At 65.6% G+C, this 21,194-nt stretch carries 18 protein-coding genes and 1 tRNA gene; 5 read left to right on the top strand and 14 right to left on the bottom strand.

Annotation, left to right across the window (positions count from 1 at the left end):
• Nucleotide 1: 1 nt before the first annotated feature.
• The 4 genes from ACIGJB_RS04135 to rpoD all read right to left on the bottom strand — a co-directional run bounded on the left by ACIGJB_RS04135 (nucleotide 2) and on the right by rpoD (nucleotide 4,395).
• A complete protein-coding gene (locus ACIGJB_RS04135) occupies nucleotides 2–1,351 on the bottom strand; it encodes an MFS transporter (RefSeq protein WP_483731528.1) in 1,350 nt (449 codons plus the stop codon).
• A 209-nt stretch (nucleotides 1,352–1,560) separates the two neighbouring features.
• Nucleotides 1,561–1,920, bottom strand: a complete 360-nt coding sequence (locus ACIGJB_RS04130; protein WP_483731527.1) for a single-stranded DNA-binding protein — start codon at nucleotides 1,918–1,920, stop codon at nucleotides 1,561–1,563.
• A 115-nt stretch (nucleotides 1,921–2,035) separates the two neighbouring features.
• Nucleotides 2,036–2,114, bottom strand: a tRNA-Ile gene (locus ACIGJB_RS04125).
• A 10-nt stretch (nucleotides 2,115–2,124) separates the two neighbouring features.
• Entirely contained in the window at nucleotides 2,125–4,395 is a 2,271-nt protein-coding gene (gene rpoD / locus ACIGJB_RS04120; protein ID WP_483731526.1) for an RNA polymerase sigma factor RpoD, read from the bottom strand.
• Between rpoD and ACIGJB_RS04115 the strand changes: the two genes are divergently transcribed.
• On the top strand, nucleotides 4,385–4,786 hold the full coding sequence (locus tag ACIGJB_RS04115; protein ID WP_483731525.1) for a hypothetical protein: 402 nt from the start codon (nucleotides 4,385–4,387) through the stop codon (nucleotides 4,784–4,786). The genes rpoD and ACIGJB_RS04115 overlap by 11 nt on opposite strands.
• 97 nt (nucleotides 4,787–4,883) lie before the next feature.
• Here the strand turns inward: ACIGJB_RS04115 and dnaG are convergent, their stop codons facing one another.
• The 3 genes from dnaG to ACIGJB_RS04100 form a co-directional block, all read right to left on the bottom strand.
• A complete protein-coding gene (dnaG, locus tag ACIGJB_RS04110; RefSeq protein WP_483731524.1) occupies nucleotides 4,884–6,698 on the bottom strand; it encodes a DNA primase in 1,815 nt (604 codons plus the stop codon).
• A 196-nt stretch (nucleotides 6,699–6,894) separates the two neighbouring features.
• The gene (locus tag ACIGJB_RS04105) at nucleotides 6,895–7,341 is read right to left on the bottom strand and encodes a GatB/YqeY domain-containing protein (RefSeq protein ID WP_483731523.1); all 447 of its coding nucleotides are present in this window, start codon (nucleotides 7,339–7,341) and stop codon (nucleotides 6,895–6,897) included.
• A 225-nt stretch (nucleotides 7,342–7,566) separates the two neighbouring features.
• On the bottom strand, nucleotides 7,567–8,817 hold the full coding sequence (locus ACIGJB_RS04100) for a BaiN/RdsA family NAD(P)/FAD-dependent oxidoreductase (protein WP_483731522.1): 1,251 nt from the start codon (nucleotides 8,815–8,817) through the stop codon (nucleotides 7,567–7,569).
• A 165-nt stretch (nucleotides 8,818–8,982) separates the two neighbouring features.
• On the opposite strand from ACIGJB_RS04100, the gene tsaD reads away from it, so the two are divergent.
• Nucleotides 8,983–10,017: a tRNA (adenosine(37)-N6)-threonylcarbamoyltransferase complex transferase subunit TsaD gene (gene tsaD, locus ACIGJB_RS04095; protein ID WP_483731521.1), complete on the top strand. Its 1,035-nt coding sequence runs from the start codon at nucleotides 8,983–8,985 to the stop codon at nucleotides 10,015–10,017.
• 69 nt (nucleotides 10,018–10,086) lie between these two features.
• Here the strand turns inward: tsaD and folE2 are convergent, their stop codons facing one another.
• From folE2 to ACIGJB_RS04075, 4 genes are all read right to left on the bottom strand, one after another.
• Nucleotides 10,087–10,899, bottom strand: a complete 813-nt coding sequence (folE2, locus tag ACIGJB_RS04090) for a GTP cyclohydrolase FolE2 (RefSeq protein WP_483731520.1) — start codon at nucleotides 10,897–10,899, stop codon at nucleotides 10,087–10,089.
• A gap of 233 nt (nucleotides 10,900–11,132) precedes the next feature.
• Nucleotides 11,133–13,049, bottom strand: coding sequence for a 1-deoxy-D-xylulose-5-phosphate synthase (dxs, locus tag ACIGJB_RS04085; protein WP_483731519.1), 1,917 nt, complete (start codon nucleotides 13,047–13,049; stop codon nucleotides 11,133–11,135).
• Between the two features lie 43 nt (nucleotides 13,050–13,092).
• Complete coding sequence (locus ACIGJB_RS04080) at nucleotides 13,093–13,977, bottom strand: polyprenyl synthetase family protein (RefSeq protein ID WP_483731518.1); 885 nt, start codon at nucleotides 13,975–13,977, stop codon at nucleotides 13,093–13,095.
• Complete coding sequence (locus ACIGJB_RS04075) at nucleotides 13,974–14,276, bottom strand: exodeoxyribonuclease VII small subunit (RefSeq protein WP_483731517.1); 303 nt, start codon at nucleotides 14,274–14,276, stop codon at nucleotides 13,974–13,976. The genes ACIGJB_RS04080 and ACIGJB_RS04075 overlap by 4 nt, the downstream gene beginning before the upstream one ends.
• 365 nt (nucleotides 14,277–14,641) lie before the next feature.
• Here ACIGJB_RS04075 and ACIGJB_RS04070 point away from each other — a divergent pair, with 365 nt between their 5' ends.
• From ACIGJB_RS04070 to ACIGJB_RS04060, 3 genes are all read left to right on the top strand, one after another.
• Complete coding sequence (locus tag ACIGJB_RS04070) at nucleotides 14,642–15,745, top strand: aromatic ring-hydroxylating oxygenase subunit alpha (protein ID WP_483731516.1); 1,104 nt, start codon at nucleotides 14,642–14,644, stop codon at nucleotides 15,743–15,745.
• A gap of 196 nt (nucleotides 15,746–15,941) precedes the next feature.
• Entirely contained in the window at nucleotides 15,942–16,865 is a 924-nt protein-coding gene (locus ACIGJB_RS04065) for a DMT family transporter (protein ID WP_483732252.1), read from the top strand.
• Between the two features lie 34 nt (nucleotides 16,866–16,899).
• Nucleotides 16,900–17,763, top strand: coding sequence for a sulfurtransferase (locus ACIGJB_RS04060; protein WP_483731515.1), 864 nt, complete (start codon nucleotides 16,900–16,902; stop codon nucleotides 17,761–17,763).
• A gap of 14 nt (nucleotides 17,764–17,777) precedes the next feature.
• On the opposite strand, the gene ACIGJB_RS04055 is transcribed toward ACIGJB_RS04060, so the two are convergent.
• The 3 genes from ACIGJB_RS04055 to ACIGJB_RS04045 form a co-directional block, all read right to left on the bottom strand.
• A complete protein-coding gene (locus tag ACIGJB_RS04055) occupies nucleotides 17,778–18,590 on the bottom strand; it encodes a ZIP family metal transporter (RefSeq protein ID WP_483711522.1) in 813 nt (270 codons plus the stop codon).
• Between the two features lie 160 nt (nucleotides 18,591–18,750).
• Nucleotides 18,751–19,626: a dienelactone hydrolase family protein gene (locus ACIGJB_RS04050; RefSeq protein WP_483731514.1), complete on the bottom strand. Its 876-nt coding sequence runs from the start codon at nucleotides 19,624–19,626 to the stop codon at nucleotides 18,751–18,753.
• A gap of 119 nt (nucleotides 19,627–19,745) precedes the next feature.
• Complete coding sequence (locus tag ACIGJB_RS04045; RefSeq protein WP_483731513.1) at nucleotides 19,746–21,080, bottom strand: NAD(P)/FAD-dependent oxidoreductase; 1,335 nt, start codon at nucleotides 21,078–21,080, stop codon at nucleotides 19,746–19,748.
• Between the last annotated feature and the right edge of the window lie 114 nt (nucleotides 21,081–21,194).

The raw sequence follows: 21,194 nt of genomic DNA, 5'->3' as shown, positions 1-21,194 counted from the left end.
ATCAGCGTTGTTGCAGGTAAGCGGGTTCGCGGACAAAGCGCGTGCCGGCCAGGCTGATGGCGGCCGCGATCATGACGTAGATCGCGGGCGCCATGCTGCTGCCGGTGGTGGCGATCAGCCAGGTGATGATGAACGACGCAAAGCCGCCGAAGATCGTCACCGCGAAGTTGTAGGCCACGGACAGGCCGGTCGACAGCACGCGCGCGGGGAACAGCTCGGAGAACGCGGCCAGGATCGGGCCGGTATAAGCAGCGATCAGGATGCCGAACACCAGCTGGAACACCAACAGCGACAACAGGCCGGGCACATGGTTGATGTACGCGAACATCGGCCAGGCCAGCACCAGGATCAGCAGCGCCGATCCGCTCAGCAGCACGCGGCGGCCGATGCGGTCCGCGAGCCTGCCGACCAGCGGCGCGAACAGCATGATGGTGCAGCCGCCCACCATGCCGGCGATAAAGCCGTCCGACTGCGGCACGTTCAGCACCTTGACGGCATAGGTCGGCATGTAGAACAGCAGCACGTAGGTGCACACCGTCCACAGGATCACCATCGAGAAGCTGGCGAACGTTTCGCGCGGGTAGGCCTGGAACACCTCCTTCAGCGGCGAGTCGGCGCGCTCGGCGGTTTCGCGGAAGGTCGGGGTCTCGTCGAGATGGTGGCGGATGTAGTAGCCAACGGGCCCGATCACGATGCCGAGCAGGAACGGCAGGCGCCAGCCCCAGCTGTTGAGCGCTTCGGGGCTCAGCGAACGCGTGACGAAGGTGCCGACCGCCGCGCCGAGCAGCACGGCCACGCCGATGCTCGCCTGGATCCAGCTCGAGTAGTAAGCGCGCTCGCGCTCGGGCGCGTATTCGGTCAGAAAGGCCGTGGCGCCGCCCATCTCGCCGCCGGCGGAGAAGCCCTGCAGCAGGCGCGCCACCACGATCAGCAGCGGCGCGAAGATCCCCACTTGCTGGTAGGTCGGCGCGATGCCGATCAGCGTGGTGCCCAGCGCCATCAGCAGGATGGTCATCGACAGCGCAGCCTTGCGGCCGACGCGGTCGGCATAGATGCCGAGCACGATGCCGCCGACCGGCCGCATGAAGAAGCCCACGCCAAAGGTGGCCACGGCCAGCAGCAGCGAGCTGAGGTCATTGCCGGTGGGAAAGAACAGCTTCGCGATGATGATCGCGAAGAAGCTGTAGACGGTAAAGTCGAACCACTCCAAACCATTGCCGATCACCGTGGCGATGATGGCGCGACGCCGTTGGGCGGGCTCGATGACAGGCTCGATCACGGGTTCGGACATGGCCCGGCCTGTCGGCGAATAGGTGGCGGTGGCGCTCGTGGGCGCGGCGCTGTTGTGCATGGGTCTCCTCATCGGTAACCACTGCCGCGGTTCATGGCGGGGATGCAACGCACGCCCGGCTGGCAGATGGTGAGGCGATGTTAGGAGAACAGGCGCAGCGAGCGTTAGCGATATCTCTGCATGCGGGCATGCGCGTAGCGCATGGGTCGGTCAGGGCCGCTATGAATCATTCCACCGCACGGAAAGGAGACTTCATCCGGCGCGCACCGTTACCGCGGGATGTCGTCGTTCTCGACCCCGCGCTCACCCTCCATCGCCTCGCGCTTGTGCTTCACGTGGTAGGGCGTCAGCACGGCATGCGCCACCAGGTCGAGCGCGGGTCGTACTTGGCCATTCTTGTCCGTCCAGACCTTCGGCGTCAGCGAACCAGACAGCGACACGCTGTCGCCGTCCTGCAGGGCCAGGAGCGAATCTCCCACGCTATGCGTGAACGTGATCACGTTCACAATCACGGGTTCGTTGTCGCCGGCCGCGGCGCGCACTCTGGCGGTGACGAAGCGGTGGCCACCGTTGCCGGTGCGCTCGGCCGGCTGGCCGTACAGCTTTCCTGAGATCAGGGCATCAATCATTGGGGGTCTCTTATGGTGGTAGTCGGTGTGGATGGCGACTGTCGGGCAAAGTCTCCCGCCAGGCAAAAAACAAAAGGGGTTGCGGAAAAATTCCCGCAACCCCTCGCGTGGTAATTGGTGGGCCTCCCGTGAGTCGAACACGGCACCAACGGATTATGAGTCCGCTGCTCTAACCAGGCATGAGCTAGAGGCCCGTGGAAGCGTTTAACTGCCTTCCAGGAAACTCTTGAGCTTATCAGAGCGGCTCGGATGGCGCAGCTTTCTTAGTGCCTTGGCTTCTATCTGGCGGATCCGTTCACGCGTGACATCGAATTGCTTGCCGACCTCTTCCAGCGTGTGGTCGGTGCTCATTTCAATGCCGAAGCGCATGCGCAGCACCTTGGCTTCGCGCGGCGTGAGCGAATCGAGCACGTCCTTGACGACGCCGCGCATGGAGCCGTGCAGTGCCGCTTCGGCCGGAGCCAGCGTGTTGGTGTCCTCGATGAAGTCGCCCAGATGGGAGTCGTCGTCGTCACCGATCGGCGTTTCCATGGAGATCGGCTCCTTGGCGATCTTCATGATCTTGCGGATCTTGTCTTCCGGCATCTCCATCTTCTCGGCCAGCGTTGCCGGATCCGGCTCATTGCCGGTTTCCTGCAGGATCTGGCGCGAGATGCGGTTCATCTTGTTGATGGTCTCGATCATATGCACCGGGATACGGATGGTGCGCGCCTGGTCGGCGATCGAGCGCGTGATGGCCTGGCGGATCCACCACGTCGCATACGTCGAGAACTTGTAGCCGCGGCGGTATTCGAACTTGTCCACCGCCTTCATCAGGCCGATGTTGCCTTCCTGGATCAGGTCGAGGAACTGCAAGCCGCGGTTGGTGTACTTCTTGGCAATCGAGATCACCAGGCGCAGGTTGGCCTCTGTCATCTCGCGCTTGGCTTCGCGCGCGCGCTTCTCGCCCTCGGCCATCTTGCGGTTGACGCCCTTGAGTTCCTTGAGCGGCAACACCACGCGCGCCTGCAGGTCGATCAGCTTCTGCTGCAACTCATGCACGGCCGGCACATTGCGCTCGACGATGGTGCTGTACGGCTTGCCGTCGGCAACCACCGTGTGGATCCATTCGAGGTTGGTCTCGTTGCCCGGGAAGCGGGCAACGAAATCCGCGCGCGGCATGCCGCACTTGTCTACCACGTTGTTCAGGATGGCGCGTTCGAGCTTGCGCACTTCGTCCACCTGGCCGCGCAGCGTATCGCACAGGCGCTCGACGCTGCGGGCGGTGAAGCGGATGCCCATCAGCTCGGACTGGATGGCTTCCTGCGCCTTGACGTAAGGCTTGGACTTGTAGCCTTCCTTTTCGAAGGCGCGGCGCATCTTGTCGAACTGCTCGGCGATCACGCGGAATTTCTCGAGCGCGGACAGCTTCAGCTCTTCGAGCTGGCGCGCCGAAGCACCGGCGCCGGCAGCGTCGTCGTCCTCGTCGTCTTCGTCGGATTCCTCTTCGTCTTCCGACTCCAGCTCTTCCTCGTCCGCCGCCGATGCGCCGGCAGCGTCTTGCGCCACGTCATCGGCGTTCGGGTCGATCAGGCCATCGACGAATTCGTCGATCTTGATCTCGTCGCTGGCGACGCGCTCGGCATTGGCCAGGATCTCCGAGATCGTCACCGGGCAGGCGGAAATGGCCATCACCATGTCCTTCAGGCCCGCCTCGATGCGCTTGGCGATCACGATTTCGCCTTCGCGCGTCAGCAGCTCCACCGTACCCATCTCACGCATATACATGCGCACGGGGTCCGTGGTGCGGCCGAATTCGGAGTCCACCGTCGACAGCGCGGCCTCGGCTTCTTCTTCAGCCTCTTCCTCGCTGGTGGCCGACGGGGCGTTGTCGTTCAACAGCAGCGTTTCGGCGTCCGGCGCCTGCTCGTACACGGCGATGCCGATGTCGTTCAGGGTGGCGACGAGCGTGTCGATCGTCTCCGAATCGACCATGTCGTCCGGCAGGTGATCGTTGATCTCGGCGTACGTGAGATAGCCGCGCGACTTGCCGAGCTTGATCAGCGCCTTGAGCTTCTGGCGGCGCAGCTCGAGTTCTTCCTCGGTGCCCTGCCGGGTCGAGGCGAACTCCTTGAGCAGCGCCTTTTCCTTGGCCTTGCGGTCCTTGGCTTTCTGCTTTTCGGACTTCGGTGCCGCGGCAGGCGTCGCGGTGCGGGTCTCGTTCTCGTCGAACTCGTCGGTCACGTCGCCCGTCGTGCTGTCATCGTGCTGCATCTCGGCCTTGGGCTTGCGGCCGCGCTTTTTCGGCTCGGGCTTGCTGGCCGGCGCTGCGGGACGCTCGGATGCAACGGCTGCAGGAGATGCCGCGCGTGCCTTCGGCGCCGGCGCAGCAGCGCCTGCCTTGGCGCTCGCGCTCCTGGCACCGGCGGCGGCCGGCTGTTTGCTCTCGACTTCGGTATTCTGCTGTTTCGCCACGGTGATACTCTTGCCTTTCACTGGTGCAGATGCGGCGACCTTGCCGCTGGTACTGGCGCTCCTGGCGCCCTTGCCGCTCTCGCGTGCCGAAGTCGAGGCTTTTGTCTCAGATGTGCGATTTCTGGTGGCAGTGATCTCGGCGGGCGATTCAGCGCCTCGCGCGGACTTTGATGGCGCAGACCGGGCTGGCGTCTTGACAGGAGCGGTCGATGTTTTCGCCGCCGCGGATTTCACAGACGCCTTGCCGCTCCCGGATTGGGGAGCCTTTACGGAAACCTTTTCGGTTGCTTTGGCCTTTGCCATTGGCACGCTCACTTTCACCAGATATGGAGAGAAAGATTTCGCAATCCAAACTGCCTATTGTAGCACGCCACAGATAGCCAGCTTCCTGTCAGGTATGGGTTTCACCTGAAAAATCAAGGGTTAAGCTCAACACTGCGATGGCTTTCCCCTTTACCGCCTCGTTGGCGCCACCTCCCAATGCACCACCGATTGTGCTTATCTGCGCACTAGCCAAGCCGCCTGCGGCGATGGACTTCGCCAACCAGCCAGCGCATGCGCTCCTTCCCTGCCTCGTCGGCCGTGCCCGCGATCACGGCGGCCTGAAGCCGTTCCAACTCACGATTCAACGGCTCAGCGAGCAGTTTGGTAACGGCGGCGTCGAATTCCTGTGTCGCCGGCTCCTCTTCAATCTCTTCACGCAACACCGCGGTACGCGCTGCCGCGTACGCCTCGGCGAAGGGCGATTGCGCCAGATGCTCGCTGAATGCCGCGAAATTCACCTGGCCCTCCACCTCGTCGCAGGCAGCGACCAGATGCGCGAGAACGTCGGCTTCGCCGCCCTCCGAATCTAACAGAAGTGCACGACTGTCCTCGTCCAGCCGAGCCGATAATGACGGATAGCACATCAGCAACTGCAATACGCGCTGCTCCAGGCCCGTTGGCGCCTGGCGCCGGGTGCGCGGTCGCGGCTGGGCAAAGCGGCCAGCGCGCGCCGGGTCGCTGCGCAGGCCGCAGAGCGCCTCGATTTCGGCGGGCGTCGTACCGGTAGCATCGGCAAGCTCGCGGATAATCTGTAGCCGCAGGCCGCCAGCCGGCATGGCCTGCAGCAGGGGCTTGGCCTCATACTGCGCGCGGGCGCGGCCTTCCGGCTGGCGCAGGTCGAGTTCTTCCGTCACCGACTGCAGCAGGAAGCGCGACAGCGGCATGGCATCGCGCACCTGCGCCGCGAACGCCTCGGTGCCCTCTTCGCGCACATAGCTGTCGGGGTCATGCTCGGCCGGCAGGAACAGGAAGCGGATGGACTTGTTGTCCGCCACATGCGGCAAGCAGGCTTCCAGTCCCCGGCGGGCAGCACGGCGGCCCGCCGCGTCACCGTCGAATGAAAACACCACGGAATCGGTCTGCCGCAACAGCTTCTGCACGTGCACGGGCGTACACGCCGTGCCGAGCGTCGCCACGGCATTGGCAAACCCGAGCTGCGCCAGCGCCACCACGTCCATATACCCTTCGACCACGAGGACGTAGCCAGTTTCCCGGATCGCATGACGTGCCTCGAACAGCCCGTACAGCTCGGTGCCCTTGCTGAACAGCGGCGTCTCGGGCGAGTTGAGGTATTTGGGCTCGCCCTGTCCCATGACGCGGCCGCCGAAGCCAATCACGGCCCCTTTGGTGTTGCGGATGGGGAACATGATGCGGTCGCGGAAGCGGTCATAGCGGCGCGGCTTGCCGTCCGCATCGCGCTTTTCGCTGCTCTCGATCAGCAGGCCGGCCTCCACGAGCGGCGCCGCAATGCCGTCGTCGCGGTAGCTGCCAAACACCGCTTCCAGCCCCTGCCAGTCATCCGGCGCGTAGCCCAGGCCGAAACTGGCCGCAATCTCGCCCGTCAGGCCGCGCCCTTTCAAGTACTGAATGGCTTGGGGCGCACCACGCAACTGGCGCCGGTAGAAATCGGTGGCCCGCGTCATGGCGTCGGAGAGCGCCAATGAACGCGCCTGCTGCTCCGCACGCTGCCCCGGGGGCAATCGATCGCGCTCCTCGGGCACGGTCATGCCGACCGACTGGGCGAGTTCGCGCACCGTTTCCGGATAAGACTGCCCGGAATACTCCATCAGGAAACCGATGGCCGATCCGTGCGCACCGCAGCCAAAGCAGTGATAGAACTGTTTGGTCGGCGATACCGTGAACGACGGCGACTTCTCGTTATGGAACGGGCACAGCCCCATGAAATTGGCGCCGCCCTTCTTCAGCTGCACATACTTGCCCACCACATCGACAATGTCGACACGGTTGAGCAGGTCCTGAATGAAGGATTGCGGAATCACCCGACTGACCGTCCTGATGGCATGGCCGCCCGGTGGCCGGGCAGCCGCTTTTTTGAAAATGCGTGACCGGAAAGGCTCCCGGCTGCTATCGAATAATTGTAGTGTAGGCGCGACATTGCACCCGCATTATCTGCATCACCGGCCATTTTCCTGCTATCTGCCGGCAATCTTCGACCTTACTGGGTCAAATGCGCAGTTACTTGCTTAGTGCCGCCTTGACCAGCGCCGAGACGGCGGTCATGTCGGCACGGCCCGCCAGCTTGGGCTTGAGCACGCCCATGACCTTGCCCATGTCCTGGGGACCGGCAGCGCCGGTATCGGCCACGGCTTGCTGGACTTCGGCGGCGATCTCGGCATCGGAGAGCGCGGCGGGCATATAGACCTTGAGCACATCGACCTCGGCTTGCTCCTTCTGCACCAGGTCGTCACGGCCAGCCTGCTGGAACTGGGTGATCGAGTCCTTGCGCTGCTTGAGCATCTTGTCCACAACGGCGAGCACCGCGGTGTCGTCCAGCTCGATGCGCTCGTCGACTTCGCGCTGCTTGATCGCGGCCAGCAGCAGGCGGATGGTGCCGAGACGCTCGGTTTCGCGGGCGCGCATGGCGGCCTTCATGTCGTCGCTGATTCTGGCTTTGAGGGACATCGTGATCTTCCGGAAACGGGTTGGCAGGCGGCTGCGGCAAGCCAGAAACGCAAAAACCCGCCGCGGCCTGGCCACAGCGGGCCTGCGCGCAAAGGCGGGCGCCGTCAGTACAGCAATGTTGGGCAGCACCTGGCTGCCAATGTGCTTGTCGCAGGGCCAGTTATGCAGAGTTGTCGATTGTAGCACCACGCCTCATCGGCGGAAAATGTGCCCCGGACACCTCACTCAGGCGATGGCGCGCCCGCTATGCGCCGTCTCGGCCAGCGCCTGTCCGGCCGCGACGGCGGAAGCCCAGGCCCACTGGAAGTTGTAGCCGCCCAGCCAGCCGGTCACATCGACGACTTCGCCAATGAAGTACAGGCCCGGAACGTCCCGCGCCATCATGGTGGTGGAAGACAGCCCGCGCGTATCCACCCCGCCCAGCGTCACTTCGGCCTTGCGATACCCTTCGGTGCCCGACGGCACCACGCGCCAGTCGTTCAGCGCTGCGCCAAGCCGCCGCAGCGCCTTGTCGGCAATGTCGTGCAGCGGCAGGCCGCCGTCCACGCCAGCCGCCGTGCACCACGCATCCGCAAGGCGGGCCGGCAGGCGCTGCCCCAGCAGGTTAGCCAGGTGCTTGCGGCTGCCCGCCTTGTGCTCCAGCAGCCAGTCGGCGGCATCTTCGCCGTCGAACAGGTCGATCTTGATGGGCGTCGCCGGCTGCCAGAAGCTCGATATCTGCAATACAGCCGGACCGGAGAGTCCGCGGTGCGTCCACAGCAGGTCTTCGCGGAAGGCGCCGGCGGTCTTGCCCGAGCCAGTGGAGATATCCACCTCCAGCGACACCCCGGCCAGCGGCACAAACGGCTGCCAGGCCTGGCCATCGAAGGTCAGCGGCACCAACGCCGGCCGGGTCTCCACGACCTTCAGCCCGAACTGGCGTGCAATACGGTAGCCAATGTCGGTGGCGCCGATCTTGGGAATCGACAGGCCGCCGGTGGCCACCACGATCGCGCCCGCGCGCACGGCGCCCTGCGAGGACAGCAGCAGGTAGTCGTCGCCCTCACGCCGGATCTCGGCGATGCTGCAGCCGGTCTGCCAGCGCACGTGGCCGGCATCGCACTCGGCGCGCAGCATGGCGATGACGTCTTCGGCGCTGTCATTGCAGAACAGTTGGCCGCGGTGCTTCTCGTGCCAGTCGATACGGTAGCGCCGCATCAGGTCAAGGAAGTGCTGTGGCGTGTAGCGCGCCAGCGCCGAGCGGCAGAAGTGCGGATTGGCCGAGAGATAGTTGGCCGGCCCCGCCTGCAGGTTGGTGAAATTGCAGCGGCCGCCGCCCGAAATGCGGATCTTCTCGGCCAGCCGCGTGGCGTGGTCGATCAGCACCACGCGCGCGCCGCCCTGGCCCGCCACGGCGGCACACATCATGCCGGCCGCGCCAGCGCCCAGCACGGCCACGTCATACCGGCCCGCCTGCAAGCCCGCCGAACCGCTCATCCCATTCCTCGCCAAATCCAGACCCTGCCACGCAGGAAAGCGCAGATTGTAGCGAAAAGCAGGGCACGCGCCGGTGTGCTACCCTGCTACGCTTCACGCAACCCGTTGTTTTGACGGCTGTTTCGTCCGGCTCCGCGACCGGACCGGACCGCCGCACCGCTCCCCATGCTTGTCCTCGGCATCGAATCCTCCTGCGACGAAACCGGCCTCGCCCTCTACGACACCGAGGCCGGCCTGCTCGCCCACGCCCTGCATTCGCAGATCGCCATGCATCGCGACTACGGCGGCGTGGTCCCCGAACTGGCATCGCGCGACCATATCCGCCGCGTGTTGCCGCTGCTGCAGCAGGTGCTTGACGATGCCGGCCGCAGCCGCGCCGACATCGATGCCATCGCCTTCACGCAGGGCCCGGGGCTGGCCGGCGCGCTGCTGGTGGGCGCCTCGGTCGCCAATGCACTGGGCTTCGCGTTGAACGTGCCGATGATCGGCGTGCATCATCTCGAAGGCCACCTGCTGTCGCCGCTGCTCACGCCAGAGCCGCCGCCGTTCCCGTTCGTGGCACTGCTGGTTTCCGGCGGCCACACCCAGTTGATGGAAGTGAAAGGCATCGGCGACTATGCCCTGCTCGGCGAAACACTCGACGACGCCGCCGGCGAGGCCTTCGACAAGACCGCCAAGCTGCTGGGCCTGGGCTACCCCGGCGGCCCCGAGGTCTCGCGCCTGGCCGAATTCGGCACGCCCGGCGCGTTCGAGCTGCCGCGGCCGATGCTGCATTCGGGCAACCTCGATTTCTCGTTTGCCGGCCTCAAGACCGCCGTGCTGACGCAGACGCGCAAGCTGGCCAATACCTGCGAGCAGGACCGCGCCAACCTGGCCCGGTCCTTCGTCGACGCCATCGTCGACGTCCTGGCCGCCAAGTCGATGACCGCCCTCAAGCAGACCGGGCACAAGCGGCTGGTGGTAGCCGGCGGCGTCGGCGCCAATCGCCAGTTGCGCGAACGCCTGGACCAGCTTGGCAAGCAGCGCAAGATCGACGTCTACTACCCGGATCTGGCTTTCTGCACCGACAACGGCGCGATGATCGCCTTCGCCGGCGCCATGCGGCTGCAGGCGGCGCCGCAACTCGCGCAGCGCAACTACGGCTATGGCGTGACGCCGCGCTGGGACCTGTCGGATATCCGCCTGCCTTCTGCCGCCTGAACGGGCTGCCTGCGCAGGAAACAAAAAGGCCACCGGAAAGGTGGCCTTTTTGTTTGGATGGAGACGGGCTTACGCAGCCGGTTCCAGCCGCTTGTCACGCTCGATCACCGCATAGGCACTGTGGTTGTGGATCGATTCGAAGTTCTCGGCTTCGAGCACGTAGGCCACGATGCGATCATCGGCGTTGAGCCGCATGGCAATGTCGCGCACCAGGTCTTCCACGAACTTGGGATTCTCGTAGGCGCGCTCGGTCACGAACTTCTCGTCGGGACGCTTGAGCAGGCCCCACAGCTCGCACGAGGCCTCTTCCTCGGCCATGCGCACCAGCGCCTCCACCGGCAGGTCGCCGGCCAGTTCCACGTTCATCGTGATGTGCGAACGCTGGTTGTGCGCGCCGTACTGCGAGATCTTCTTCGAGCACGGGCACAGGCTGGTCACCGGCACCAGCGCCTTCAGGAACACGCGCGTCACGCCGTTGCGGATCTCGCCGGTCAGCGTGACCTCGTAGTCCATCAGCGACTCCACGCCCGACACGGGCGCAATCTTGCTGATGAAGTAGGGGAACGTGACCTCGATGCGGCCGGCCTCGGCTTCGAGCTTCTCCAGCATCTTGTCGAGCAGCACGCGGAAGCTCGCCAGTTCCAGCGGCGCGCGCTCTTCTTCCAGCAGCGCGACGAAGCGCGACATATGCGTGCCCTTGACCTCGGCAGGCAGGTGCACGTCGAGGTTGAAGGTGCCCACGCTCGGGACCACGCCGGCCGGCGTCTTCAGCGAGACGGGGTAGCGCACGCCCTTGACACCGACACGCTGGATGGGGATCTGGCGGGTGTCACGGCTCGACTGGACGTCGGGCATCACGAAGGCGGGATTGATGTCATTCATCTACGGTTTCCTCCAGGACCACACCAGGGGGTGGCGCAAGTCCTTACGGTCGCGGCATTTTCGCAGTCCATCCATGCCGCGCAACGAGTGTGAAACCACGGCGCCGGCAAAATTCAAGCCGACCCGCAGCTGCGAACACAAAAAAAAAGGGAGTTTAAGGGAATTCACACGGAGCCGCCCGAAGCGGCTCCGTACCCTTACAGATCGTACGGGTGATCAGCGCCCTGGCCGTGTCAGGCCACGCGCGAAGCGATCGCGACGGGCGCCTGGCCAATGCCGAAACGTTCGCGCACCGAGCGTTCGATGCCGGCGGCGTCGAGTCCGCACTGCGACAGCAGCAGGGCCGGGTCGCCATGGTCGATAAAGCGGTCGGGCAGGCCCAGCACCAGCACCGGGATATCGATGCCGGCTTCGGCCAGCGCCTCGAGCACGGCGCTGCCTGCGCCGCCCATGACGCTGCCCTCTTCCACCGTGACCAGGTAGTCGTTGTCCCGGGCCAGGCGCTTGACCAGTTCGACATCGAGCGGCTTGACGAAACGCATGTCGGCCACCGATGCGTCCAGCGCCTGTGCCGCGCCGAGCGCCGGGTGCACCATCGAACCGAAGCCCAGCAGCGCCACCCGCTGGCCCGCGCGTGCGCCGCCGGTGCGGCGCATCACGCCCTTGCCCACCGGCAGGTCCTTCAGCGCAGCCTCGGTGGCAACGCCCTGGCCAGCGCCGCGCGGATAACGCACGGCGGTCGGGCAGTTTTGGTGGAACGCGGTCGTCAGCAACTGGCGGCACTCGTTCTCGTCGGACGGCGTCATCACCATCATGTTGGGGATGCAGCGCAGGTAGGGGATATCGTAGGCCCCGGCGTGCGTGGCACCGTCGGCGCCGACGAGGCCCGCGCGGTCCAGCGCGAATACCACCGGCAGGTTCTGCAGCGCCACGTCGTGGATCAGCTGGTCATAGCCACGCTGCAGGAACGTCGAGTAGATCGCCACGACCGGCTTCAGGCCTTCGCAGGCCATGCCGCCCGCGAACGTCACCGCGTGCTGCTCGGCGATGCCGACGTCGTAGTAGCGTTCCGGAAAGCGCTTCTCGAACTCGACCATGCCCGAGCCCTCGCGCATCGCCGGCGTAATGCCGACCAGGCGCTTGTCGGCGGCGGCCATGTCGCACAGCCATTCGCCGAAGACCTGCGTATAGGTCTTGCGCGCCGGCTTGGCGGCCGGGCGGATGCCCTCGGCCGGGTTGAACTTGCCCGGACCGTGGTACAGGATCGGATCGGCCTCGGCGAGTTTGTAGCCCTGGCCCTTCTTGGTCACCACGTGCAGGAACATCGGGCCCGCACCTTCCAGCGCGCGCTTGCGGATGTTTTGCAGCGTCGGCACGAGCGAATCGAGATCATGGCCGTCGATCGGCCCGATGTAGTTGAAGCCGAATTCCTCGAACAGCGTTGCCGGCACCATCATGCCCTTGGCGTGTTCCTCGAAACGCTTGGCGAATTCCAGCACCGGCGGCGCCACCGACAGCACCTTCTCGATGCCCTTCTTTGTGGCCGCATAGAACTGGCCGCTCAGCAGCCGCGCCAGGTGCTTGTTGAGGGCGCCGACGGGCGGCGAGATCGACATGTCGTTGTCGTTCAGCACCACCAGCAGCGGCAGGTCCTTGTAGACGCCGGCATTGTTCAGGGCCTCGAAGGCCATGCCCGCGGTCATCGCCCCGTCGCCGATCACGGCGATCGACACACGCTTCTCGCCCAGCGTGCGCGCGCCCAGGGCCATGCCCAGCGCGGCCGAGATCGAGGTCGACGAATGCGCCGTGCCGAAGGTGTCGTACTCGCTTTCGCTGCGGCGCGGGAAGCCCGAGATGCCGCCGAACTGGCGCAGCGTATTCATGCGGTCGCGCCGGCCGGTCAGGATCTTGTGCGGGTAGCTCTGGTGACCGACGTCCCAGACGACGCGGTCGTCGGGGGTGTGGAAAACGTAATGCAGCGCGATGGTCAGTTCCACCGTGCCGAGATTCGACGAAAGGTGGCCGCCAGTCTGCGAGACCGACTCCAGCACATAGGCGCGAAGTTCATCGGCCAGTGTCCGCAATTCGCGCCGGTCCAGCTTGCGCAGGTCTGCGGGGGCGTCAATCTTTTTGAGCAGTGCGTAGGTCATGATGTCCGTTCGGCCGCCGGTTTCTGCTGTCCGGCTTGTCAGTTCAATGTGTGCGCAGCACGATCAGGTCAGCCAGATCGGCCAGGCGGGTCGCCCGTGCGCCGAATCCGGCCAGGGCGTCATGCGCCGACTGGCGCAGTTCCGCCGCCAGGGCGCGCGCCGCTTCCAGTCCCATCAGCGAGACATAGGTCGGCTTGTCATGCGCGGCGTCCTTGCCCGCGGTCTTGCCCAGCGTGGCGGTATCGGCGGTGACGTCCAGAATATCGTCCACCACCTGAAACGCCAATCCCACGGCCGCGGCGTACCGGTCCAGCGCCGCCAGGCCCTGGGCGTCGATTTCACCACACAGCGCGCCCATGCGCACGCTCGCGCGCAGCAGCGCGCCGGTCTTCATGCGGTGCATGGCCTCCAGCGCCTCGCGCGACATCGCCTTGCCGACGTTCTGCAGGTCGATGGCCTGTCCGCCGGCCATGCCGACCGAACCCGACGCCATGGCCAGTTCGGCGACGAGCTTCAGCCGCGCCTCGGGCTGTACCGCCTGCGCCTGGGCCAGCACGATGAAGGCCTGGGTCTGCAGCGCATCGCCCACCAGCAGCGCGGTGGCCTCGTCATAGGCCTTGTGCACGGTCGGCCGCCCGCGGCGCAGGTCGTCGTCGTCCATGCAGGGCATGTCGTCGTGCACCAGCGAATACGCGTGGATCATTTCCACCGCGCAGGCCGCGGCATCGCAGGCCTCGGCACGCGCACCCGTCACATCGCCGGCGGCATGCACCAGCAGCGGCCGCACGCGCTTGCCGCCGCCGAGCACAGCATAGCGCATGGCCTCGTGCAGTGTCTGGGGCACGGTGTCGGCATTTGGCAACGCCTGGTCCAGCGCGGTCTCGGTCCGGGCGCCCTGCGCCCGCATCCAGCTTGCGAAATCCGTCATTCCTGCTCCAGGCCGTTGGCGTTGCCGGCATTTCCGGCGTCTGCAGCCATGGGTTTCAGCACGTCGCCTTCCAGCACCCGGACCTGCTGCTCCACGCGTTCGAGTTTCTGCTGGCAATAGCGGACCAGCTCGGCGCCGCGGCGATACGCCGCGAGCGACGCTTCCAGCGGCAGTTCGCCGCTTTCCATGCTGGCGACCAGCGTTTCCAGTTCGGCCATTGCCGCTTCATACGACGCGGGCGGCGCGGAGCCCGCGGCAGTGTCTTCGGTCTGGACCGGATCGGTCGTGGTTCTTGGCATGTCAGGCCCTGAATCAGTGGGAAGCCGGATTTTACGCCAAAGCTGGCTCCCGCCCCACTCCGGCGCCAGGCGAATCCGTCACCTCGCGTTCACCATTTGGTGGAATGTGACTTGTGCGCTTGGGTCGTCTTTCCGAATGCGCCCAGTACGGCACCCAAAAGACGACCCGGGTCGACTTTTTCGCTAAAAAGGCAAAAAAATCAGGCCCTTAACTTTTTGGCCGGGGTACAATCCCCGGCTCGTCGCCGCAGTCCGCGCCAGCCCTGCCAGGCCCGCAAGGCGGTCGACAAAGTTTCCCAAATCGATTCATTTTTCGATGGTTGGGTTGTTCACTGCTTTCACCTAGTTATCTGGGAGTGGGGATAATGTCCAATCTCAGCACCGCGCTCCAACTGGCGCCGGCTGATACGCAACTGCCCGTTGATGTTTACTTCGATGAGGCGCTGCATCAACAAGAACTAGAACTGCTGTTCAGGAATGGTCCGGGCTATGTCGGCCACGAACTGATGGTTCCGGAGGTCGGCGACTACCACACGCTGAAGGCCGAGGATGAAGGCCGCATGCTGGTCCGCAACGCGGCTGGCGTGGAGCTGATGTCCAACGTCTGCCGCCATCGCCAGGCCATCATGCTTAACGGCAAGGGCAATTCGAAGAACATCGTCTGCCCGCTGCACCGCTGGACCTACGACCTGAAGGGCGAGCTGCTCGGCGCGCCGCATTTCGACCAGCAGCCCTGCCTGCACCTGAAGCGTTCGCCCCTGCAGAACTGGAACGGCCTGCTGTTCGACGGCAAGCGCGACGTGCGCGCGGATCTTGCCCGGCTGGGTGTCGCCGACGACCTGAACTTCGAAGGCTACCTGCTCGACCACGTCGAGGTCCACGAGTGCAACTACAACTGGAAGACCTTTATCGAGGTCTATCTGGAGGACTACCACGTCGTGCCGTTCCACCCGGGACTGGGCAGCTTTGTCTCGTGCGACGACCTGAAGTGGGAGTTCGGCGAGTGGCACAGCGTGCAGACCGTGGGCCTGCACGCCGGCCTGAAGCGGCCCGGCAGCATGACGTACCAGAAGTGGCACGACGAAGTCCTGCGCTTCAATAACGGCGTGCTGCCCAAGCACGGGGCGATCTGGCTGACGTACTACCCCAACATCATGGTGGAGTGGTACCCAAACGTGCTGGTGGTCTCCACGCTGCACCCGCTGGGCCCGCGCAAGACCCGCAACGTGGTCGAGTTCTACTACCCCGAGGAAATCACGCTGTTCGAGCGCGAGTTCGTCGAGGCCGAGCGCGCCGCCTACATGGAGACGTGCATCGAGGACGACGAGATCGCCGAGCGCATGGATGCCGGCCGCCTGGCGCTGCTCAAGCGCGGCACCAGCGAAGTCGGCCCGTACCAGTCGCCGATGGAAGACGGCATGCAGCACTTCCATGAGTGGTACCGGCGCGCCATGGCCTACCAGGACTGACCCGACGGTCGATTACCGCACAAGGCAGACAGGAACGGACCGCCCAGGCGGTCCGTTCTGCGTTGGCGGCATCACAACGCACGCTACAATGCTCGCTTCGGCCGAGGCCCCCGCCTCGCCACACCGATTCGCGACGCGGCCCCGCACCATGAAGCCCCGCTCGCGCACCCATTCGATCCGCCCCCTCCTCCCCGCCATGCAATCGCTCTGGATGTTGTTTGCCGCCTTCTCGTTTTCGTTGATGGGGGTGGGCGTCAAGCTGGCATCCGAGTTCTACACCACGGGCGAAATCGTCTTCTACCGCAGTGTGATCGGCGTGGCCATCATGTGGGCGCTGATGGCGTCGCAGGGCGTGTCGGTGCGCACGCCGCACATGGTGACGCACATCAAGCGCAGCCTGTTCGGCGTGACCGCGCTGTTGCTGTGGTTCACGTCCATCACGCTGCTGCCGCTGGCCACGGCCATGACGCTGAACTACATGTCGCCCGTGTGGATCGCGCTGATCCTGGGCGCCAGTGCCGCGCTCGCGGGCACCGCGGGCACGGCGGATAAAAAGCTGATCGTGGCCATCCTGATGTCCTTCGCCGGCGTGCTGTTCCTGCTGCAGCCGTCGGTGGGCAAGGACCAGCTCACCGGCGGCCTGATCGGGCTGATCTCGGGCATGTTCACCGCGCTGGCCTATGTCGAGGTCCGGCAGCTCGGACAGCTTGGCGAGCCCGAGCACCGCATCGTCTTCTACTTCTCGGCCGTCGGCCTGGTGGTCGGGCTGGTCTGGATGCTGTATGCCGGCCCCACCGCTCACACCTGGCACGGCATTGGCCTGCTGCTCGCCATCGGCGTCCTGGCCACGCTCGGCCAGACCGCCATGACGCGCGCCTACAAGCGCGGCAATACGCTGCTGACGGCCAACCTGCAGTACGCCGGCATTGTGTTTTCGAGCATCTGGGGCATGCTGATCTGGTCGGACAAGCTGAACTGGATTTCGTGGCTCGGCATGGGGCTGATCATTGCCAGCGGCATCGCCACCACGCTCGCCCGCGCGCGCCAGGACTCCGGTCACAAGCCGACGCCGGATACGCCGGTCAAATCGCTGGAGGCGGAAGTGCACCCGGAGGTGTAGCATTTTCGGGGTCACTCACTGTTTCAGGAGCCCCATGCCAAATCCCCTGATTTCCGTCGCCGCGCTGCAGGCCTTGCAGGCCGCGCCGGGGCGCCACGTTGTGGTCATCGACTGCGGCTTTGACCTGGCCAACCCGGCCGCCGGCCGCGAAGCCTACCAGGTCGGCCATTTGCCCGGCGCGTTCTACCTGCATCTCGACAACGAACTATCCGGGCCGAAAACAGGCCGCAACGGCCGCCACCCGCTGCCAGACCCCGACGCCTTCACGGCCCGGCTGCGCGCGCTGGGCGTGAACAGCGACACCGAAGTCGTTGCCTATGACGCGCAAGGTGGCATGTACGCCGCCCGCCTGTGGTGGATGCTGCGCTGGATCGGCCACGCCGCCGTGAGCGTGCTCGATGGCGGCAAGCCCGCCTGGGTCAAGGCCGGACTACCGCTCGAACATGGCGCAACACCGGACCCTGAGACGCCAGGCAATCTGGAGCGCGGCCAGCCGCTGGTCGCCACCGTGGACGCCGCCGCGCTGCTCGAAAACCTCGACCGCCCGACACGGCTGGTCGTGGACGCCCGCTCGCCGGACCGCTTCCGCGGCGAGAACGAGACGCTGGATCCCGTCGGCGGACACATCCCGGGCGCGGCCAACCGCTTCTTCAAGGACAACCTGACTTCGGAAGGCCAGTTCAAGCCAGCGGCCGAACTGCGCGCGGAGTTTGCGGCCGTGCTGGGTCAGCATGCGGCGGCGAACGCCGTGATGCAATGCGGCTCGGGCGTTACCGCCTGCCACAACCTGCTGGCGCTGGAAGTGGCCGGGCTGGAAGGCGCCGCGCTGTATCCCGGTTCATGGAGCGAATGGTGCGCCGATCCGGCTCGCCCGGTCGCGACCGGCGCCGCGGGCTGATCCTCGCGGAAGACTCAGTCGGCAGCCACGGCTGCCGCGTGGCCATGGCCGACGTGGGCGTGGCGCTCGTGAACCCCATTGGTGATGAAGACGATCGCCGTGATGCCGGCGGCCACTAGCACCACCTGGATGGCCGACTCGCGCCAGCGCGGCTTGCGCTGCATCTGCGGCATCAGGTCGCTCACGGCGATGTAGAGGAAGCTGCTGGACGCGATCACCAGCACATACGGAATCCATCCACTCATCTGGTCGAGCAGGAAATACCCGACCAGGCCGCCGGCCACGGCCGCGACACTCGACAACAGGTTGAAGGCGAACGCGCGTGCCTTCGAGAAGCCGGCGTTGAGCAGCACGATGAAATCGCCGACTTCCTGCGGAATTTCGTGCGCGGCAATGGCCAGCGCCGTGACCAGGCCGATATGCGGGTCGGCCAGGAAAGCCGCCGCGATCACGATGCCGTCGGCAAAGTTGTGGAAGGTGTCGCCGACCAGGATGGTTAGGCCGCTGCGGCCTGCTTCCTCGCGGTCATGCCCGTGGTGATGGTGGTGCCCGTCGCCTTCATGATGGTGCGAATGGCGCAGCAACGAGATCTTTTCCAGCAGGAAGAAGCCGAGCAGGCCGGCCAGCAGCGTGCCGAACAGCGCCCGCGGATCGGCGCCCGATTCGAACGCCTCCGGCAGCGAGTGGAGCAAGGCGGTGGCCAGCAGCACGCCGACCGAGAAGCTGACCATGCGCTCGACCACGCGCCCGGCCATCGTCAGCGACAGCAGCGCCGCGCCAAAAATGCTGCCCACGCCGGAAATGGTGGCGGCGAGCAGGATATACAGAAGGGTCGAGTGGATGATGGGCTCCCGGGGCGGCCATGCCGCATCCGCCCGGCGCTGGTCGGACGGCAAACGCAACAATGTTGCAACTACTGGAAGGCCGCATTGTACGTATTCCGGCGCCGACTTTGCAATCCTTGCGCGCCGGCGCCCGCATAGTCCGTCAGGCGACGCCGTGTTGCCGGAGCCAGTCCAGGCACTTGTTCCAGCCGTCCTTGGCATCCGCTTCCCGATAACTGGGCCGGTAATCAGCGTGGAAAGCGTGGCCCGAGTCCGGATAGACGATCAACCTGGACGCCTTCGACTCCGGGTCGGAGGACGCTGACAGCGCCGCCTTCATTTTTTCCACCTGCTCCTGCGTGATGCCCGTGTCCTTGCCGCCATAAAGGCCCAGCACCGGCGCGTCCAGCTTGCCGACCAGGTCCAGAGGGCTCTTTGGCTTCAGCGGCGTGGGCTCGCCGGCCAGTTGACCGTACCAGGCCACTGCCGCCTTCAGGCGCTCGTTGTGCGCAGCATACAGCCACGTGATGCGGCCACCCCAGCAGAAACCCGTGATCGCCAGCCGCGACACATCGCCGCCATTGGCGCCGGCCCAGGCCACCGCCGCGTCGAGGTCGCCCATGACCTGCGCGTCGGGCACCTTGGCGATCACGTTGGCCTGCAGTTCCTGGATGGTGCCGAAGCTCTGCGGGTCGCCTTGGCGCGCAAACAGCTCCGGCGCGATCGCCAGGTAACCGAGCTTGGCAAAACGGCGGCAGACATCGGCGATGTACTCGTGCACGCCGAAGATTTCGCTGACCACCAGCACCACCGGCAACTTCGTCTTGCTTTCAGGCTGCGCCCGGTAGGCCGGCATGCCGAATCCGCCCGAAGGGATCGTCACCTCGCCGGCGGTCAGGCCCGCGAAGTCAGTCTTGATCGCCTGCGCCATCACGGGCAAGGCGGCCGCGGCGAACGCCGAGCCCAGCGCTGTCTTGACGAAGCCGCGGCGATTGAAAGTCTGCCCGGGTACCAGGCTCTCCACTTCGGGTTTCAGCATGCATGTCTCCAGGATCGATGGCGGTTGGGTGGCCGCCCCGGGAAACGCCCGAGGCGACGCCAACCGCCGATTCTAAGCAAACATGCCGTCCCGTGCACCCGCCCTCGCGCGGGGGCCGCTCAGTGCAGCTTTACGCGCGGGCTCGTCTTGCTGCGCAGCCAGTGCGTCACCGTGTCCAGCCCCATGCCGACTGCGCCGTGCAGCGCCAGCACGTGCATGCGGTAGAGCGAGGTGTACATGAAGCGCGCCATCAGCCCTTCGATAAACATCGAGCCGCCGATCAGCCCGCCCATCAGGCTGCCCACCGCGCTGAAATGCCCCAGTGACACCAGCGAGCCGAAATCCTTGAACCCGAATTCCGGCAGCGGCTTGCCGGCCAGCCGCGCGCGCAGCGCATCGAACAGGAAGGTGGCCTGCTGGTGCGCGGCCTGGGCACGCGGCGGCACCGCGGTCTGCTTTTCGGGCCATGGGCAGCTTGCGCAATCGCCGAACGCGAAGATGTCCGGATCGCCCTCGCTCTGCAGCGTCGGGCGCACCAGGATCTGACCCTGACGGCCGACGGGCAGCCCGAGCTCGGCCAGGACCGGCGGCGCCGTGATGCCCGCCGCCCACACCGTCAGGTCGGCATCGATGCGCTTGCCGCTGGCGGTCAGCACTGCTTCGGTGGTCACCTCGGTCACGCGCTCGCTGGTGAAGACATCGACATCGAGCTTGCGCAGCAGCTTCGCCGTCTCGGCCGAGACGCGTTCGGACAGTGCCGGCAGGATGCGCGGGCCGGCCTCGATCACGTGGATGCGCACATCGCGGCGAGGGTCGAGCTGGTGCAGTCCGTAAGCATTGAGCACGTGCGCGGTGTTGCGCAGTTCCGCCGACAACTCCACGCCAGTCGCGCCCGCACCGATGATGGCCACATCCACGCGTGGCCGGCCGTCTTCGCCGACACGCCCGCGACCGTTCTGCGCGCGCACGCAGGCCGCAATCAGCCTGCGGCGGAAACGCTCCGCCTGCGCGACGGTATCGAGCGCAATCGCGTTCTGCGCCGCGCCGGGCACGCCGAAGAAATGCGTGACGCAGCCGATGGCCAGCACCAGCGTGTCGTACCGCAGCTCGCGCGCCGGCAGCAGTTCCGCGTCGTCCGGGTCCATGCACGCGGCAACCGAAATCGTCTTGCGCGTGCGGTCGATGCCGGTCAGTTCGCCCTGCTGGAACTCGAAGTGGTGCCAGCGCGCCTGCGCCGCATATTCGAGCTGGTGCGTGTTGGGATCCATGCTGCCCGCGGCAACTTCGTGCAGCAGCGGTTTCCAGATATGCGTGGGCAAGCGGTCCACGAGCACCACCTCGGCGACACCCTTCTTGCCGAGCTTGTCGCCCAGCCGTGTCACCAGCTCCAGTCCGCCTGCCCCGCCCCCTACAACGATGATGCGATGCGCCCTGCCGTCTGCTCCTGTGGTCATGGTCTACCCGATGCTTTTTTTGCTGAGAAACGCTTGGCCGTTCGGCACTTGCCCTCAGTTTGCTGCATTGCAATAGCCCAGGCAAGACGGCAATTACCGATTCAGCGGTCGCTT

Source organism: Cupriavidus sp. C2SS-8b (assembly GCF_057073745.1).
The sequence above is the reverse complement of the archived record's forward strand: the minus strand, read 5'-3'. Positions and strand labels throughout refer to the sequence as shown.